The organism is Clostridium sp. YIM B02500, assembly GCF_022324665.1.
Taxonomy (GTDB): domain Bacteria; phylum Bacillota; class Clostridia; order Clostridiales; family Clostridiaceae; genus Clostridium; species Clostridium beijerinckii.
This window is the reverse complement of the sequence record NZ_JAKGTE010000002.1, coordinates 233,479-252,923: the sequence shown is the minus strand read 5'-3', so window position 1 is coordinate 252,923 and position 19,445 is coordinate 233,479. Positions and strand designations below refer to the sequence as shown.

Here is a 19,445-nt window from a genome sequence, read left to right as displayed (position 1 = left end):
ATATTTATTTTATTTCTATACCTGATAAATCCACTTGTTCCTCTTCTTCCTCCTCTTCATATATTTTTTCTTTAGCGTCTTTTTTAAGAGCTACAAGTAAAATTGCTGTAATAACTGATCCAACACCTAATGCTACTAAGAAACCAATTGGATTTTGCATTGCAGGTACAATAAACATTCCTCCTGAGGGAACTGGAGAACCAACATTTAATAACATGATTAACGCACCGCCAACAGCTGCACCAAAAGAACAAGAGAAAATTACACGAAGTGGATCAACTGCTGCAATAGGAATAACACCTTCAGTAATCATACATATACCCATTGGAAATGCTATTTTTATATTATCTGACTCGCCCTTGGTATATCTGGATCTTCTTATTAACCATGATAATGTAACTCCAAAAGGTGGAATCATAGAAGCACAAATCTTAATAGCTTCTGGACCATAAACTCCTTGTAATAGAAGTCCATCTGCAAAAAGAGATGCAACTTTATTAACAGGACCACCAAAATCAAATGCTGCCATAGCACCCATAATAGCACCAAACACTGCTTTTGATCCTCCTTGCATGTTGTTAAGCATATTTGTAAGTGCAGCTGAAGCTGCTGCTATAGGCCTGCCAATTACAAAAAACATAACTAATCCTATGACTACAGAAGATATTAATGGAATGATCATCATTGGCAATAACCCTTGCGCCCACTTAGGTACAACTATGACTTTCTTTAGATAATTTACAAAATAACCTGCAAGATAACCTCCAAGCATTCCACCTAAGAAACCAGCACCCATAGCATTAGCTACCATACCCATTAATAAACCAGGTGCAATACCAGGGCGGTCTGCAATAGAGTATGCAATGGCAGCACCCATAACTGAAGGTAACAATCCCATACCAAATACACCTAGTGAAACTGCAGCCTGCCAAACATTATAAGAACTTTTATAATCAGAAATTAATGATGGATTTCCCCCTGCCAAATTACCAATGGCGATTAATAGACCTGATGCTACAACTAGTGGAAGCATGTATGATATACCTGTCATAGCATGTTTTTTTAATTGTAAACTTTTTAACATAATAAGTTCTCTCCCCTTTTCACAAAATTTTTACTTTGACCCTAAATCTTGTTGAATCTTATTAATAAGTGCTTTTGGAGCTTTAATTACAATATCTGTTGAGATATCAATAACTTTCTTTCCTTTAAATCTCTCCCTCCCTCCTACTTTAATGTCTGCAGCAATAATCACTACATCTGCTTCTTCAATTTCTTTAAGACTAAGCTCATCTTCTGTCCCAATTGTTCCTTGTGTTTCAATATGGATTTCATGGTTCAATGCTTTTGCAGCACGTACTAATTTTTCTTTTGCTATATAAGTGTGTGCAATTCCAGATGTGCAAGCTGCTATTCCTACAATTTTCATATACAGTTGTCCCCCTTTAATTTTTTATTTATATAAATTTTAATTTTAAGCATTATGATTAGATTTCTTCTGTTCTTGTAAATATTTCATATACTTCTTCTGGTGTTGTTGCTTTTAATAAATCTTCACAGGCTTCATCATCTCCAAGTTTTGCTGCTACTTTGGAAAGTAACCTAACATGAACACTATTTTTGTCAGATTCAGTTACAGCAAATAGTATAACGAAATTCACAGGCTTTCCGTCTAAAGTCTCCCATTTAATATCTGAATTGGTTTTACCAAAAGCTATGGATGTTTTGTTTACAAATTTAGATTTTCCATGTGGAATTGCAATTCCATTGCCTATACCTGTTGAACCTAAAGTTTCTCTGTAATATACATCTTCCAAAAATTCTTCCTTATTTGAAAGTGCACCTGCATCATATAATAATTCCGTAAGTTCTCTTAATGCTTCATCCTTTGTAGTTGCTTTCATATTTAGTTTTATTGTTTCCTTTTGTATTACTTTTGCTAAATCTGCTTCCATTTCTGTACCACCTTCGCTATTTAATTTAAAGTATTGCTTTATATCTTTTTCTTTCTTACATTTCATTAAATAATTAGCATAACTTTCTTTAACACTAAAATTTACTGCTTCTCTTAAAATGTGAGTCATTAGCTCAATATCGTCCATAGCAACATAGAATACTAATTGCTTCTCATTATTTTCTATGTCATTTATAGAAAGTCCAAGTATACATTCTTCAGTGCAAAATCCTAATTGTATTTTTAAATTTCTGTTAATATCTACTTCATTAAAATTAATGTTCACCTTGATATTTTTTTTAATTTCTTTCTCTATGTCACTCTCGTTTTTATTGAAATATATTAAATTCTCCCATAAATACTCTCCTATAAATTTAGTTGCGACCGGCAACTTAGAAAATCTTTCTTTATTATTAAGTAAAAAATCTGATATATTTTTAATATCATGCTCATTTAAAAAAGTTGATACTAACAAGAACGGATTACTCTCTAAATCTAATGGAACTGTCGATATTACAAAATCAATATCATCAAGCTTCCTATTCATGAGCCTATTTGCTGAAATACTTTCTATAATTTCAAATTCTGGAAAATATCTTTTAAGCCTTGTACTTAAGAGCTTGGAGGTCCCGTATCCACTATGACAAACAACTAAAACTCGTTTCCTTTCAGAATAACATTCCTCCAAGCCTAACTGATAATATAAAGTTAAGTATCCAATTTCATCTATAGGAATAACCTCTAGTTTCATATCATGAGACACCATAAGTGCAGCGGCTTTGCACACATTTAAAAGAATAGGATAGTGGTCTTTTATATCACTCATAAGTGAATTTGATATTTGAATATCATGCTCCATACGATTTAGCATAGGACGTATATGAAGTAATAATTTTTCCATTATACTTTGATTTTTTGCAATGTTTACTTGTAAGATCTCTTCCATGCATTGTGTCATCTTATTTCTATAGGTTATTGCTAAACAATCTAATTTGTTTAGCACTTTATCTTCATTTTCAATTACATCTTTAATTAATCCAAAAGATACGAAATATTGATATAAGTAATAAACTTCACTCTCATCTAATTTCATCCCAAAATCTCTATTAATTTTGTTAATGCATGAGACAGCTTCTTTATAATCCTTTTCTGATTTAAATTCACCGATGACATCCTTTTTGTATACTGTCCTCCCCTTTGACCCCCTTTCCATTGAAATTAAAATATGAGTAAGTAAGTTAATATAATATGGATCGTCTATTCTACAGTTGTATTTATTTTCCAAGCCAAGTAAAAGTTTATTAACATATATCACCTTGTCTTTCTCAAACAACTCTGACAATCCATTTAATGTAATTACATCTAAACGTGTTGCTAATTCTTCAATAGTCTTTTTATTTCTTCCATCTTTCGAATATTCAAATAGCAAGGATGCAATAGCTCTACGGATATTAACTTCAAAGCCTTTTATTTGTGTTCCCTCTACTGTTTTTTCTAATTTTAAGTTAAAAGAATGAAGCCAGTCCTCTATATATTTAAAATCATTAATTATGCTTGTCTTACTCACATAATACTTATCAGAAAGCTTCTGGATCGAAGTACTATTATGAGAATCAATGAGCATGTCTCTAATGATCTCAATTCTTCTATCATTAATAGAAATCTTCTTATTTTTATTTCTTTGTGATTCAAGAGTATTGCGTAAAATTAGTTTTGAATTCATAACATCTTTTATCGCTATTCCAATGCTATGTTTTTTATCTAATTCAACATTAAATTTGTTCAAATATTCTTCAATTGCAACTAAATCTTTCTTTAAAGTTTTATCAGACACATTCAAGAATTCTGCATAATATTTAATTGGCCTATATTGATTCTCATCCAATAACAAATTTATAAATTCAACCTGCCTAGTATTTAGGTTATACATTCTTTTCCCCCTTTACTTTTCTTTTTTGTGTCTTCCTTGTGTATACGATAACATATATTCTCATGCAGTAAAACTACAAATATGTTCCCTTTAAAATGGAATTTATGTATCATTCATCCTTAACATGAGATATCAAAAGTATTACACTAGAGCTTTTTATAATAACATTGGATTAAAACAGAATTTTATTGTAAGTTTGGCATCAAATCAAAACTTTGTGAAGTTACAAAATAAAAATGTACATGTCTTTTAATTTATTCAAATCATTTATAATATATTTCTAAACGTGAACTTATTAAAATACTTTTCTAAGTGTTCAATTAAGTGGTATATTATAATGGAATTTAATTTATAAACATAAGAGGTAATCTACATGAAAACAATAGTACCCCATTATTATAAAGATTTTAAATGCATCGCTTCAAAATGTGCTGATACTTGTTGTGCTGGGTGGGAAATTATAATTGATGATGAAACATATAAGAATTATAACAAGATAAGTGGTGAATTTGGTGAAAGATTAAGATCAAATTTAACATTATATGAAGATGGAGAGCCTGGTTTTGTATTACAAAATAATAACTGCCCATTTTTAAATAAAAATAACCTGTGTGATATCTATACTGAACTTGGAGAAAAAAGCTTATGTTATACATGCAAAACATACCCAAGGTTTATTGAGGAGTATAGTAATTCACGTGAAATGGGCATATCTTTATCCTGTCCTGAGGCTGCAAGATTAATTCTTAAAGATTCTAAACCAATTACTTTTGAAGTTTCAGATGATTATGAAATAGAAAGTCAATATGATGATATAAATTTTGATATTTCCGTGCAGCTAATATCGGCTAGGAAAATGGTCTTAGATATTCTAAAAGATCGATCTCTAGATTTAAGTCATAGGATTGCATTAGTAATTAATTTTGCTCATGATATTCAAGAAGAAATAAATACAAATGAGCTATCAAAAATTAAAAATATAATAAATAGATATTCTAGCGAATCCTATAAGAAAGAACTCCTTAATAAATTTGATGAGTATAAAGCAATGCAATCTGATAAGTATGAAAATATGCTTAAATGTATGAATGTGTATAAAAACCTCAATCCCATTAATGATAACTGGCCACAAATACTAGATCATGCTATTGACTGTTTTTATAAAATATACGATGTTGCTTTTTATAAAAAACAATATGATGCTTTTAATGAATATTATGAAACAAAAACCTATGAATATGAACATTTAATGGTATATTTTATATTTCAATATTTTATGAAAGCTATTTTTGATGAAGAATTATACTCTAAAGTTACACTAGCTGTCATGAGTTATCTCATTATTAAAGAATTAAATGTAGTACGCTGGATTGATAATAATTATAACTTTGATATAAATGATCAAATAGATATAATGCATATGTATTCTAAGGAAGTAGAAAATTCAGAAAAAACCCTTTATGACCTTGGGGAAATATTTAATACGAGCAGAATATTTGATTTAGAACAATTACTTATTTTAATAATGAATTAGAAATAATGTTAAGTATACGGAATACTTATCTTTCACAGTAACGTCTAGTATTGGTACTATACTCTCATTTTTGACTATTATTGATTATTTGACAAAATTTCAAAACCTTATACAGTATTCTCAGTTGAAGAATGATATATACAGAGTCTTTGGGTTAAATACACTATGCATTTAGTATATTTTTAGCTTTGCATCCTGTTTTTAAAATCAATATACGAAATTTATATGTAGGTACATTAGACATTTGAATATTTACAATTAAAGGTATATAATTAAACAAATATAAAATTAACTATTTGTGTATAAATCTAAGGAGATGTATTTCTAGTGAATAAAGACGATGACCCTAGGCATTGGAAACTTGGAATTTTCTACTATAATCCAGATAATCCATCTGAATCTGTTGATAAGAGAAATGGTATAGGAAACACTATTAATTTTGGAAGTAAAATTGGTAGGCGTATAATGGCATCTATTTTGTCTATTCCAGTTATAATAATATTATTAGTATTTGCTGCTTTTAGATTTTTTTAATAATACAAAATTTTAAAGTTTGAATCAGAATATACTTGTAAGATGACACGTTTAAGAAGTAATAAATATTGGTTTTAGGCGATAAAATAAAAATGTTTAAAATATAAAGGATTAAAAATATTAAGCGAAGTTAAATACACTTCCCTTAGTATTTTTAATCCTTTATTTATAAGCTATAATGCTTCATATAAATTTTATAATACTACCTAAAAGCCCTTATTTTTAAGATCTGATACAATTTCAACATATTTTTCTATTACATCAAAGTCTTTATAGTCATCTCTTCTTAGATCTATAATATCCCCATGAGAGATTCCACGCCTTCGTTTATTTCTCAATACACCTTTAAATTGTCCCCATTTAGCAGATTCAATAGATACCAGACCATCATTTTCACCTTCTGTTAACTTTACTAAAATGTATGGTATTGCAACAACATAATCACTAAATAGATTTCTTACTACAGATGTGTAACTTTGATAATACACCCCATCTACATCTTTTACCTCTTCATTGAATTTCTTACTATGGTAAGTTGAAAACTGTCTGCTTGCAGTATAAAAGTCAGGATTCTTATCACCTAGAAATCTATAACGCTTATCAAAAAATCTTGCAATGGATTTATAGATTCTATCGGGAATTTTACAAGCAAGATCAACAAACTTACATCCTCTGTGTGGGGATGATATCATAGTTAATGATGCAACGTAACCTCCCATTTCTAATTTACTAATCATATAACGTGAATCTAGACCGCCTTTTGAGTGCGCAATAATATTTACCTTTTCACATCCCGTTTCTTTCAATATATCTAATATTTTATTTTTAATATCTTTTGCATTATACTCAACTGTTCCCCAAGCTTCTTGATTTCCATAATAAAATGTGGCTCCATTACGAATTAACTCTTTAGGTATCCTCCCCCAGTAATTAATATATTTTAAATCTCTAAACCCTACACCATGAACTAATACAAGAGGATATTTTGTTTTACATACTTCTGAATCAACACGCGCTTCATGATTAATTACTTTATAACACTCATGATCATACTCTATTGCTGCAATATGGCAAGCATATAACATCACAACAATATTTACAATTGGAATAAGACTCCAAAATCCTACGATAAGTCTTTTTACAATATTTAATCTTCTTGAAGTACATAAAATTCTTAGCATTCCATTGATAATTAAAATAATAATGTTTAACACAACAATAATACTATCAATTACTAATATGTGTTCTGGAATTTCTAATCTTTGCATTATTGTATTTCCTATTAAATATATAATAATTTGAACAAATGCTGTATATAATCCATATAAAACAAGACTTCTTCCGCCTAACATTATCCTTAATCTAAGGTTTACTATTTGCTTTTTATTATTTGGAATTATGTTTACTTTTATAAAAATATATAGAATAAAAATAATTATCTCTGTTAAAATGATCCACTTGCATATATCATTATCTTGTCCAAATTTGGTATGTTGTATTAAGAAATATCCTAACGCAACAATATGTGGAGCAAATATAAAATATATATACACTAAAATTTTATGTAACAAATTTAATCTTTTAGTGATATCCAAGAATATGGTGCTAAGCGTTATTAGCGTTAATGCAAAAATCACTATAATTTCGGTCATATTTTCTCCTTTCTTTCATTATAATTCTTATTAAACATTTCAATTTTACCATATTATATGATAAAACCCTATAGTTCTCAAAAAAGATATATATGCAACTAAATTTACTATCTTACATATCATCTTTTGATTAAGTAAAGATTTTAAAAAAGTAAATTGTATGGGGACTTTGATGTGGCAAAAATTTCTTCAAGTATCTAGGCTTTCAAATGATCTGATAAAATCTGTTAGTTTGATTCAAGTTATGCATAACGCTATATAATCTATTACCTATATATCTAATAACCTAACATTTTATCTATCAAATGATTACAAAAGCATTTTGTAATGATATTACTTTAATAAGAAGCGTCAGTTTAATATTTATGATTATCTTAAAATAGATTTTAATTCTGTTGATGTTTAAGATAAAATATTTAAAGCTAAGATTCTCTAAATTTAAGAAAATCTTAGCTTAACTCAATTTATTCTTACTACTTCAGAACGCCTGAAATTAGACTTAATAAGAATTATTTTCTCTATTAAAGTAAAATAAAGTAATCATTTTATCTTGAATGTTTATACTATTTATGGAACAGGTATGTATGTAGCCTTATCTCTTGGAGCTGAAAACCACGGTTCAACTGTATTTATCCATTTTTTAAAGTGTTCGGTTTCCATATGTTTGTTCACATCGTCTTCTGATTTATAGCCTTCGTAAAGTAAAAACCTAGTTGAATCATCTTTGCATTGAAAAAAATCAAAGCATATAATTCCTTCTTCTTTCAATGAATTATTTTTATTTTCCTTAGTTGCTTTAATAAACTCATCTATGTGCTCTTGTTTTACATAAATTGTTACACTTTTTACTATCATAATTAATCCCCCTTTACATACAAAATAAATTTTTAATAAATTAATTATAGCATATTAAATAAGTATTTCATTATTCATCACAGATAGATGCATCTTATATAGCATTTTTTAACTTTATAACCTGATTATTTACCAGCCATTTTTTAATCTATTTTACCATAACATCTAGATCTCCTAATATGAATATTTTCTTTTCGCTTTCACATAATAAATTTAGCTACTAAAATTATGAAGAGGTGCAAATCGATGAAAAAAATTATATTTATCTGCTCCATTTTTCTTTTCTTATCGCTTAACCTAAATACAATTCCTTCTTTTGCGTCTCCAGCTCAAAAAACATTCTCACAAGGTATTTACAGAATGAAGGATTTGAATCTGCTCCCAAATGTTGCGTATACTGCTCAGAATGTTTCCCCCACTGAAGTTTTCTTAATTATATTCGATGGCAGCAAAGTAATACAGCAATCTATACGATTAGAAGGTAACTCAATACATTATGTTTTAAGGCCAATGAAAGAGGATTTTAATTTTGTTGTATTAGGTAATGGTCAATTAGTTTTTACTCCAACAAACATAACTCCATAATAATATTTTGGGTTTTTTACGATAATTTATTGTAAAAATATCTTCAAATCTATTAAATACTATGATAAGTCTATTTTCTATTAAGTTAAAGTACTTATCTTGCCCCAGTAGAGGGGCTTTTTTTATTATATAGATTCACCTTAAGTTAAATTGTTAACCTTTTTTGTTTTAACCTTCGTAACTTTTTTACTTTTTAAATTAAAAAAAGGTTTATTTAAAATAATATTCATTTAAATGATGTTTAAAGAAAACTTTAAAAATTTAATTATTTTTAATAAGCTTTCTTTAAAAGAATGTACCTTTATTAGTATTTCATATAACAAATGCCGTAAATTAATAATACGGCATTTGTTTATTACTTTATGTTCAGTTTTCTAAAAGTTTTAATATCTCATTATTTATTACATCAGGATGTGTATGGTATATGGCATGTCCTGCGCCATTAACAATTATCTGCTCGCTATCTGTTGACCAATCTTTTAATTCAGCTTGACTATTATTCCATATATCATCATCTGGAGCTGTTAAAATTTTCATAGGCAAATCACCTAAAGTTCCATTTTTTAATACAGTTTTTGCATTACTTTCTGCCAAGTTACCTTCATCAATAATATTTTTATTATACATAGTCTTCAAAATCATTGATAAATATGTTTGTTGTAAATTATCAGGGAGTAAATTAAGATTCTTAGAATAATTATTTGTGTAATTAACTACTAGCCTTGCTACTCCTATAGACTTTAAAAACTTGTAAGTATAAGCTGTGCTCTTAGAAATTTCTAGTCCATTTTCCGCATAGTACTCTGGATTACCACCATCTATTAGAACTATTCCTGAAACTTCATTTTTGTACATCTGTGCAAATCTTATTACTTGTAACGATGCATATGAATGTCCAACTAATATATAAGGAGCTTTTTGTCCTGATTCTTCAAGGGCATCATGCATTTCTTTCACTATAGTATCTATATCTCTTTGTTCATCTGTAACTTCACTCCATCCATGACCAGGTCTATCGTAAGTTACTACTTTAGCATACTTTGAAATTTCGTTATAGAGAGGATAAAAATCTGCATAAGAATTAGGTTCCGTGTGACCTGAACAAAAAATAACAGTTGAATTTCCTTTACCTTCGCTAAAAATATTAATCTTATGATTATTTACTTCAACCATTTCTCCAACTACAGGAAATTTTTTTGAATCTCTATATTCACCTGTTTTCTCATAAGTAAATCCTACAGCTAAAATTAATAAAATAGAACTTAAAAACATGTATTTTATGGTTATTCTTTTAGTTTTGTATTTTTGTTTATTTTTCCATTTATTAAAGTACATTTATAGACACTCCCTAAAAATATCATAATTTTTTCATTCATAAATAGCTATAATAAATCACCACTATACTCCAATGTTTACAAATGCTCCCTAAAGTATAGCATAGCATTAAGTACAAAAAGCTTTTATCCATAAGAATTAATAAATTCTTAATTAATCCGTCATATTTTATCATGCTTATGATGATTTCTCTATTTTTCCAATATATATGTAAAATATTAATTTATCTACACAAAGAAGAAGTATCTTTGTCTTTTTAGATACTTCTTCCTAATATGCAGATATTTAATTTTAATTCTTAAACGCTTATCATTATATTAAAATCCAAAATCAATCATAGCATGCCACTTTCATATTGTTTGCTCAGGTAAACTAGAATTTGTTTTAATATTTTTTATAATATAGGTACACAAATTTCACAATAATGGTTACTTATCATTTGCATGGTATATCGTTCAATAATCTTTCTTTTATCATCAATTTTATAATTTCTCTTTGATAACTCCGAAAATATTTCAATCCATGCTTTTTGTATAGCATCTACTGTATGATTTATTTTAAACACACAATATTTTCCACCCATAGTTTTTCCAATGTTAATATTCTTACTTTCAAAATCAAATTCATCAGAAACAACTATACATGCATCATAGCGGCAATCTGCAGGTTCTGTAATCTCAGGATTATCTTGAGTTATTCCTAATATTATTGACCTTTCATTAAATAAGCCATTTTCTGTAGCCCAGCTTTTCAATTGTTCCATTACTTGCACATTTTCTAAACCATAAGGACCCACTTTCCTTATATAAGCAATCTTATATTCTGGTATCATTTCAATATTAGTATCCATGTTTTACCTTCTTTTTCAATAAAGTACACCGGTGCCTGAATTCATAATATAGCGCTTTAAAATGTATTTCAACTTATTTTTTAAAATTACTAATTAAATAGTTTTAAATATACATTACTTTAGACACTATATATGCAATAAATCAGAACTGTGTTTAAGTTCATTTATTTATTAGAATATCTTTATTTATTGTGATTAGCTTTAAATTATAAATTTGATAATAAGATATTCTCTTTAAAGTATGCTATTTTTTTCGAAGTTTAAGGTGATGAAAGAAGGAAACTGCCTTAAATTCCTCAATATCACAAACCCTCTGCTCTATATCAATCATTTACTTTTGCCACTTTTCATCTTTTTGTATGTCTTGATTTTGTTGTAAATCCCAAAAGGTTCGCATTCCTAACATTTTTTCTATTTCTAAATCATTTGACCATTTTAAAATATCCTTATCATCATAATAATGAATATCTCCAAACTTTTCTGCCTTCCGTTCTTCCCATCTAATAATTCATTAGCATGATCAAAATTATTTAATAAAACAATCATCTGCATAATTCTTCCTGCCTTATTATGTTTCAATATAGAAAGCACTCCACCTTTTTTTAGAATTCTTGCAAACTCTTTAGTAACCTCTTCTCTTTCCAAGGCGTATTCGAAAACATTATGGCATAATATGACATCAAATGATTCATCATCAAATTCCTTAAGATTATTTATATTTCCACATATTTGAGTATAGTAATTTTCAGCAATTCTTTCTGAAATCATTTTGTTATCAGGCTCAATTGCAACAACTTCATTATCACATGCAAAATATGAAGCTGTTATTCCCCTACCGCTTCCAAAATCTAATACTCTTTTGTTATGTATAAAATTTAATTGGCTCCATGTTATTTGCTTTTGCAATAACTCCCATACCGGAATATCTACACTATCCATTTGCAACCTCCTAGTCAAGTTATTATTTGTGATGCTCAGTTTTAAATCAAACTTCATCAATTTGGTATCATCTCTACAATCCTGTTTTCTATTTTACTGAACAGAAATATATAAATAGCAATGTGCTTTTCCATCTTTTGCGTATTCACTAGGAACAGTGATTTCATAATCCTCCGAAAATGCTCTCTTTATAGCTCCTAATTTTTGCTCACTCCATACCTTTTCCCATGCTTTTTTTGCACACACATCTATTTTTCCATCTTCATCTTTTTCATCGTATTTCTTATATAAGCCTGTACTCACTTTCATTTCCATTTTCTCAAAAAAATCAGGTGTTACATTCATTATTGTAAGGTCATAATCCCCTCTTTCATCGCTAGAATAGTTGCTATATTTTGAAATTGGAGAATCATCTTTTTGAAGTATATGTCCACTATCAAAAAGAAGAGGTAATTTACCACTTACAATATCACCCCATAGTTCATCAATCATTTTTATTCCCTCATCAGAATTATTTGTTCTTATTGTTATTTCTTTTAATTTATATGCCATAGTATTTCTCCTTTATTGTATAAATGATTATTAATTTAAACTCTTGTATAAATATAAGTTTATTATTTAGTTACCGTATATCTTAATACTGTTTTTAATTTATCTCTTTCAACTTTTCTAGCGTCTGATAAATATATTTCTCTATGAACTAAGCTTTTAATTTTTAATTTATTTTCGTTAATATAGTCTTTCATCTTACTAAAAGTTTCTGGCTCATTGTCATAAGAACCTATGTGTAGCATTTGAACTGATAATCCATCTTCTATTTCATCAAAATAAGCTTCTTGTAATAATTTATCTGGCTTCTTCTTGTTAGCAATTTCAAAGGCTTTCTTGGCCACTTCCTCGCTTACAAAGTCTGGTTGCTTTATCATTATCGTATATATAAGTTCATTTTTATTAAATACATCACTACTCTTGCCACCTTCAGTCATATCCCATAATCCTTCTAACGGATAAACAGTATATTCAAAATATCCATCAGGTATAAAACCACTTTTAGGCATCATTCTTACTGCATAAGCAAGAGAGTATAATACAGTAATTCTATTAGAAAAATCCCCATTATTCGGATTCCCCTCTCCCTTGATACAGAAATATTTTGCTTTAGGGACTTTAACTAAAGTTGGTTTTTCTTTTGGCAGATAGATATCTTTTTCCTCTTTTCTCCATTCATATTTCAAAATCAACACCTCCATAATCATTATAAATTGTTAAATATGACAACAGTCTGGCATATTATAAATAATTTTTAATACTAATACCCTATAAGTTCATTAATACTTATATTAGGATTTCTATATCTTCTTCTTTTCTTAGTTTTCGTTCTCCATTGAATTGCTTCTTTTGGACAGTATTGTATACAAGCTGCACACTGCTCGCAATTATGTTTCCATATTGGCTTATTAATATTAAACTGTATGTTATTGACAGGGCAAATTTTTTCACATAATCTGCAGCCATTGCAATTATCATCAACCCAAAAATCTTTATCTCTTAGATGTAGGTTTTTCACTATCTTGTCGGTAGTTTTGATAAAAATCTTATCAATTAATGTATCAAATATTAATGGGCTAACTTCACTTTTGTAATTTTCGTGTTTTGCAACTATATGTGCTATATGTTTTACTTTATATCTTTCTTTTTGAAAAATTTTGTTTTGTTTTTCAATAGAAATTGATCCAAAAGCAAAAATATTATTTAATGGCATATGGATTAAAAAACCAGAATTAAGCATTATATTATTATTTTGCAATAACTTTTTTAGTTTATTTAACACTTCAGCTGGTGTTCCACCATGAGTTGCTACCGCAAAAACATACGTATCTTTATTAATTTCTAGATTTTTCATAATTCTCTCTACAACCAATGGCAAACGATTGTATATTACAGGAAAAACTATTCCAAGTGTTTTTCCTTCAATCTTTATTTTTTCTTTTGCTACAAGTGAAGTTATTTTGCACAAATTAAAATTGCCTAATTCACGTGCTATATCATTGGCTACTTGCAAGCTGTTACCTGTTCCTGAAAAATATAATATTGTGTCCTCTTCTATTATCATAAAAACCTCCTATTTCATTTACATAATCAAGTAATTTCCTAATAACTCTTATTATGAAAATTATCATATTTAAATAGATATACTAGTTTTTAATGATATTTTAAGGCATGTACTATACTACACAGTCAAGATTTAATTTTTAAATAAACTTCCATATCACCACAGCATCCTAAATTCTTATCTAATATATTTTTCTTTACCTTTTCAAGCAGATATTTTGTTTCTATAAGCTCATTCATTTTACTATTAATCTCATTTATCTTATTTCCAACAAGTTCCCTAATTCTTGTAATATCACCGCATAAAACTTCATTATGCATTAATGTACTTATTTCCCTTAATGAGAAACCAAATTTTTTAATAATAAGTATAAATTTAATCTTTTCTATATCTTCCTCCGAATATAACCTATACCCGTTTTTATCACGTTTAGTTTCAGAGAGCAATCCAATTTTTTCATAATATCTTATAGTCTCTTTATTGATATTTAATTCCTTAACTAATTTTCCAATATTGTACTCGCCTTTTTTCATAATTCATCTTCCTCAAATACAGAATTTTATATTATATTAGAAATTGATATTGTTTAATAATCTAACCTTAATTACCACTATGAACCAATTATAACATGTATTACAAAGAACATTATTTGCATTACAAAAAAATACCACAAAACTCATTATGAATATTATGGCATCTTAATTTCTTAATTTATGCATATTGTGGTTTAATTAACCTAACATGATAATAGAGGAATATTGGTTTTAATTACGTAACATTCTTGTAATTTACATCAAAAATTTAAGTACTAAATTTCTAAACTCTTTTCTATTACTAAACATAGCTGGATGATTTCCATTTTAAATTGTAAAAAGTTTTATTTAAAACATTGAACATTTATTTATTTTTAATAAGGTTTCATTAAAAAAAGTTTTAATGTTAGAAATATTAACGCTATCCATACTAATAAAATTGGTATGGCAAAATACCACCTTTTAGGTTTTCCGTTAATCCATAAGTTTTCTGCTTCAATTCTACATTGGCTAATTATTTCTTCTGGTATAAATTTTATTGTTATTGTAATAAGTATTGGAAGTAAAATTATGTCATCCAGCAAACCTATAACTGGTATAAAATCAGGTATAAGATCAATTGGTGATAACGCATATATAATTGTAATCATCGCAAAAACTTTTGCAATTACTGGAGCTTCCTTCTTTTTTAATGCTATGTATATTGCAGGTATATCTGATCTTAATTTTTTTGCTCTGTCTTTTAGCCACAAATTTAAATCTCCTTTAATAAGATTATTTTTACTACAAACTTATAGTAATACAATTCTTTTTTACTTTATATTATGTATGCTGCAATATCCTTAAATTTATGCAAAATTAAAAATCACTTAGATAAATATTAAGTCCATTTTATTTCTAATTTTAAAATAAAATAGACTTAATATTGTTTATTCCAACAGAGACTTTACTCTTGGATCATCTTTAACAAAATCAATATTCTTTCTCTTTTTTAATCCCCTCTTTACTAAATCTTTATATTTATCTTTAGTCCAATTATTAGTCACATCAAATTTCATATGCTTATATAATTTTGATTTAATAGAGTCATCCATTGTACTTGCTTCATTTACCATATTTATAACCATTTCTATGGTCTTTTCTTTATCTTTTTTTTCTATTGCTAAAGATAAATCTAATTGATATTTATGGTACGCCCCTAAATCAAATACTTCAGCAATTTTTTTTGCACGCTCTATGTATTCTTCTGCATCTCTAAATTTCTTTTCTTTATATAGCATCATTATTATAAGAGATAAAACAGAAAATGTTTCATGACCATTTTTCCTTAATTTATCTTCACAAACACCATAAGCCTCATCTATTTTACCCATACTTTCAAATAATATTGCTTGTTGAATTTTTTTATCAACGTCTACTTCTGGAATTTTATCTAATATTTCCTGCGCCTTTTCATATTCTTTTTTCTCCCTATAAATTGCTGCTAAATCTAATTTTGCCATAGAAGCTGTCTTTTCCTTATTACCAGCTGCTACAATTTCAAGCCAAGCAATAATTTTTCTTTCATATTTTTCTTTTTCCTCAATTTGAGGTCCTAACAAATATATTCTTAGCACTTCTGATATCATTAATATTAACTCATCACAACCTGGATATTGTTTAATTAAATCATTGCCTTTCTCAAAAGCTTTTTTAATTCCATCTTTTGATGCAGTTTCACCTACCTCTTTTGTAAGTTTTTTTACTTCCGTATCTGTTAATTCTTCATTAAATGCCAATAAAGTGTTAACATCTATTTTTAGGATACGAGCAAGAGGCGGGAGCAATGTTATATCTGGATATGAAACTCCATTTTCCCACTTATTTACTGCTGGGGTGCTTACATTTAAATAATCAGCAACCTGCTCTTGAGTAAGATTTCCCATTTTTCTATAATGCCTAATAACTTCACTTATCATCATAAAATTAGCTCCTCTATTTAGTATGTTCTTATTGATTAACTAAAATAATATTAGGTTCCTCATTAAAAATTTGAAATATCTCAATTTCGGCCGATATCTACATAAATTTCACTATCATCTCAGAACCTTATAATTAAATGATATCAAAGCTACATAATTTGGGCAATTGAAGACTTTTCATCTTTTATTCATAAAAATTAACCAATAGTTAATTTTTTATATAATATCACCATTTAAAATATCAGCATGAGACGTCAATCTTATTTTTTAATTCATCTGTGCTTCATACTGATTTTAATATAATTTTGGTCATAATCTTCTTTTGCCTTTTATTAAACTTCTTACACAAAGTTATTAAACACTCAATAATAATTCTACTTAAGTAATGGCGTTATATTTCCTGAATAGTATACGTGCAAAACATGAAGTGCTCTGGTACAAGCGGTATAAAGCAAAAGTCTTTCCTCTTCACAACTATAATTTTCATCTCCTGCATCATATATAATCACTACATCAAATTCTAATCCTTTAGCAAGATAAGCAGGTATTATCAATACGCCACTCACATACTCATCGTCATCCTTCATTATTGCTCTAACATTAGTTTTATCTTTTAAAAAATTATATACCTCATTTGCTTCCTTAGCAGTTTTTGTTATGATTCCAATGGATTTATAATTTTTCTCATTATATATTTTTATATCTTCAAGAAGTTTTTCTTTTATAGCTTCTTCATTTAAAAAACCAAGAAGTAAAGGCTCTTCTCCACTTCTTTCCACGCATTGAGCCTCAAGCCCCTTATCAAGGAGTCTTCTTGAAAATTTAGTAATTTCCATTGTTGATCTGTAACTTTTTGTTAAATTTATTATGCATGTATTATTTTCAGCAAATATATGCGATATATTCGTATAGTCTCCAACATTCATAAATGGGTTTATAGATTGATTTAAATCCCCAAGTATAGTCATGTTTGCATGGTTAAAAATCTGATAAAAAATTTCATATTGAAGTGGTGAATAGTCCTGTGCCTCGTCAATAATAACGTATTTGATTTCTGAGGTTTTAGGAAGATCTCCCATAGCACCTTTTAGATACAGAAGGGCTATCTGATCCTCATAATTAAGCCTGCGGGCTTTTATTTTTTCTAAGGTATAGCTCTTTATTTCACTAATTTTCTTCTTGTTGAACTCAATATTTGAATCCTTCAAGAAAAACTCAAGATTCTCAAATAACTTTTTATAAATACCCAATAAGTCAAATTTTGTCATTCCATTTATCTTATGATAAATCTCTTTCAGTTCATTCTTTACCATAGCTGTACTATGTTCTACAATTTCAGCTTTATCTAAATAAGAACCTGAGTCCTTAAGTTCATTAGCAACTTCTTCTATACGCTGTTCTTCATATGGCTTTAAAAGAAATAAAATACGCTCTCTTATCTTTTGAAGTCTTCTTTTTCGTGGAAGTTTTACATAATCTTTGTAAAATAATTCTTCTAAATCCTGAGATGAAATTATTAAATTTCCTCTAAATTTAATATTCTTAAAGTTTGTATCTTCCTTTTCCATAAAGGTTACATAACGCTTTAATATATCTATAAACTCCATTGATGATTTAAACTTTATATTATTGATTCTGATTTGATAGTCAGCTTCCTTCTTTGATGCTAAAATGTATTCCATCATTTCACTATAGTTTTCTTTACTAAGTGCACCACCTAGGGCTTTGTGCATATATTCCTTAAATGTAGTCTGACACATATTATCTTCTCCAAGTTCAGGTAATACATCAGAAATGTACTCATTAAAAATATCATTTGGCGAAAATATCACTATATTTTTAGGAGTTATTTTATCCCTATGCTTATATAAAAGATAAGCAATTCTATGAAGAGCGACAGAAGTCTTACCACTTCCAGCTGGCCCTTGAACAATCAGATTTTTATATTCTTCATTACGAATCACTTTATTCTGCTCTCTTTGTATGGTTGTTACAATTCCCTTCATCTTTGTGTCGGTACTTTTACTCAAGATATCCTGTAACACTTCATCATCTATCTTAAGATTGCTCTCAAACATATATTCAATTTCACCATTATTAATTTTATACTGTCTTTTAAGTGTAAGTTCACCCTCTACTATACCCTCAGGACATTTAAACTCTGCTTGTCCAATTTCGTAATCATAAAACATACTTGAAATTGGCGCTCTCCAGTCATATATTAGAAAATCAAAGTTTTCATTAATAAGATTAGATATTCCTATATAACACTTTTCGGCCCTTTCCTCCCCTTTTTCAATAAAATCCATTCTTGCAAAATATGGAGATAAAAGTACTCTTTCGTATTTTTGCTCAAGCTTTCTTGTGAATTCATGAGTTCTCTTCTGTATTTTCATAGTATTAATAGACTGCATAAAGTCTACAATCTGTTCTAATCCATTATTTACAGAAACTGATCCTACATTCTCCCATAACTCCCTTTGTACTTCAATCGCATCACTTTTAAATTTTTCTCTAAAGCTACGTTTTTCATCAAGTTGTTTTTGAGCTTCTTTAAGTACCTCCTGCAGCCATTCATGTTCAAGTTTCCATTCAAAGTCGTTATTTTTCATAATACTTCGCTCCTTATGATAAAATAATTTTACAGAACTAATTCCAAACTCTATTGAC

Annotated in this window: 18 protein-coding genes; 3 read left to right on the top strand and 15 right to left on the bottom strand. The window is 28.2% G+C overall.

The annotated features are described in order from the left end of the window. Positions 1 to 4: 4 nt before the first annotated feature. Genes L1S46_RS02300 through L1S46_RS02290 form a run of 3 tightly spaced genes read right to left on the bottom strand, consistent with a single transcriptional unit; the run spans position 5 to position 3,884 of the window. Positions 5 to 1,084 carry a PTS fructose transporter subunit IIC gene (locus L1S46_RS02300; RefSeq protein ID WP_026885984.1) on the bottom strand — a complete coding sequence of 360 codons (1,080 nt, stop codon included), beginning with the start codon at positions 1,082 to 1,084 and terminating at the stop codon, positions 5 to 7. 30 nt (positions 1,085 to 1,114) lie between these two features. After that, positions 1,115 to 1,429, bottom strand: coding sequence for a fructose PTS transporter subunit IIB (locus L1S46_RS02295; protein ID WP_238899104.1), 315 nt, complete (start codon positions 1,427 to 1,429; stop codon positions 1,115 to 1,117). A 58-nt stretch (positions 1,430 to 1,487) separates the two neighbouring features. Further along, a complete protein-coding gene (locus L1S46_RS02290) occupies positions 1,488 to 3,884 on the bottom strand; it encodes a fructose PTS transporter subunit IIA (RefSeq protein WP_238899102.1) in 2,397 nt (798 codons plus the stop codon). 373 nt (positions 3,885 to 4,257) lie between these two features. Here L1S46_RS02290 and fliB point away from each other — a divergent pair, with 373 nt between their 5' ends. Then, the gene (gene fliB, locus L1S46_RS02285; RefSeq protein WP_238899099.1) at positions 4,258 to 5,418 is read left to right on the top strand and encodes a flagellin lysine-N-methylase; all 1,161 of its coding nucleotides are present in this window, start codon (positions 4,258 to 4,260) and stop codon (positions 5,416 to 5,418) included. 327 nt (positions 5,419 to 5,745) lie between these two features. Next, complete coding sequence (locus L1S46_RS02280; protein WP_238899095.1) at positions 5,746 to 5,952, top strand: hypothetical protein; 207 nt, start codon at positions 5,746 to 5,748, stop codon at positions 5,950 to 5,952. 206 nt (positions 5,953 to 6,158) lie between these two features. On the opposite strand, the gene L1S46_RS02275 is transcribed toward L1S46_RS02280, so the two are convergent. Both L1S46_RS02275 and L1S46_RS02270 read right to left on the bottom strand, forming a co-directional pair. Beyond that, entirely contained in the window at positions 6,159 to 7,604 is a 1,446-nt protein-coding gene (locus L1S46_RS02275) for a triacylglycerol lipase (protein WP_238899093.1), read from the bottom strand. 567 nt (positions 7,605 to 8,171) lie between these two features. Further along, complete coding sequence (locus tag L1S46_RS02270) at positions 8,172 to 8,459, bottom strand: antibiotic biosynthesis monooxygenase (protein ID WP_238899091.1); 288 nt, start codon at positions 8,457 to 8,459, stop codon at positions 8,172 to 8,174. A 246-nt stretch (positions 8,460 to 8,705) separates the two neighbouring features. On the opposite strand from L1S46_RS02270, the gene L1S46_RS02265 reads away from it, so the two are divergent. After that, entirely contained in the window at positions 8,706 to 9,044 is a 339-nt protein-coding gene (locus L1S46_RS02265; protein ID WP_238899089.1) for a hypothetical protein, read from the top strand. 366 nt (positions 9,045 to 9,410) lie between these two features. On the opposite strand, the gene L1S46_RS02260 is transcribed toward L1S46_RS02265, so the two are convergent. The 10 genes from L1S46_RS02260 to helD form a co-directional block, all read right to left on the bottom strand. Further along, positions 9,411 to 10,379, bottom strand: a complete 969-nt coding sequence (locus tag L1S46_RS02260; RefSeq protein ID WP_238899087.1) for an alpha/beta hydrolase — start codon at positions 10,377 to 10,379, stop codon at positions 9,411 to 9,413. Positions 10,380 to 10,773: 394 nt separating this feature from the next. After that, positions 10,774 to 11,229, bottom strand: a complete 456-nt coding sequence (locus tag L1S46_RS02255; protein ID WP_238899085.1) for a GyrI-like domain-containing protein — start codon at positions 11,227 to 11,229, stop codon at positions 10,774 to 10,776. Between the two features lie 435 nt (positions 11,230 to 11,664). Further along, positions 11,665 to 12,168 carry a class I SAM-dependent methyltransferase gene (locus tag L1S46_RS02250; protein ID WP_275298949.1) on the bottom strand — a complete coding sequence of 168 codons (504 nt, stop codon included), beginning with the start codon at positions 12,166 to 12,168 and terminating at the stop codon, positions 11,665 to 11,667. A gap of 93 nt (positions 12,169 to 12,261) precedes the next feature. Continuing rightward, a complete protein-coding gene (locus tag L1S46_RS02245; protein ID WP_238899083.1) occupies positions 12,262 to 12,720 on the bottom strand; it encodes an AraC family transcriptional regulator in 459 nt (152 codons plus the stop codon). A gap of 62 nt (positions 12,721 to 12,782) precedes the next feature. Further along, entirely contained in the window at positions 12,783 to 13,403 is a 621-nt protein-coding gene (locus L1S46_RS02240; RefSeq protein WP_238899081.1) for a GyrI-like domain-containing protein, read from the bottom strand. Between the two features lie 74 nt (positions 13,404 to 13,477). After that, the gene (locus L1S46_RS02235; RefSeq protein WP_238899078.1) at positions 13,478 to 14,281 is read right to left on the bottom strand and encodes an EFR1 family ferrodoxin; all 804 of its coding nucleotides are present in this window, start codon (positions 14,279 to 14,281) and stop codon (positions 13,478 to 13,480) included. Between the two features lie 125 nt (positions 14,282 to 14,406). Next, entirely contained in the window at positions 14,407 to 14,814 is a 408-nt protein-coding gene (locus L1S46_RS02230) for a MerR family transcriptional regulator (RefSeq protein ID WP_238899077.1), read from the bottom strand. A gap of 374 nt (positions 14,815 to 15,188) precedes the next feature. Continuing rightward, positions 15,189 to 15,566 carry a DUF1232 domain-containing protein gene (locus tag L1S46_RS02225; RefSeq protein WP_238899075.1) on the bottom strand — a complete coding sequence of 126 codons (378 nt, stop codon included), beginning with the start codon at positions 15,564 to 15,566 and terminating at the stop codon, positions 15,189 to 15,191. A 177-nt stretch (positions 15,567 to 15,743) separates the two neighbouring features. Further along, positions 15,744 to 16,775: a helix-turn-helix transcriptional regulator gene (locus L1S46_RS02220; protein WP_238899073.1), complete on the bottom strand. Its 1,032-nt coding sequence runs from the start codon at positions 16,773 to 16,775 to the stop codon at positions 15,744 to 15,746. Positions 16,776 to 17,149: 374 nt separating this feature from the next. Further along, positions 17,150 to 19,387, bottom strand: coding sequence for an RNA polymerase recycling motor HelD (gene helD / locus L1S46_RS02215; RefSeq protein ID WP_238899071.1), 2,238 nt, complete (start codon positions 19,385 to 19,387; stop codon positions 17,150 to 17,152). Between the last annotated feature and the right edge of the window lie 58 nt (positions 19,388 to 19,445).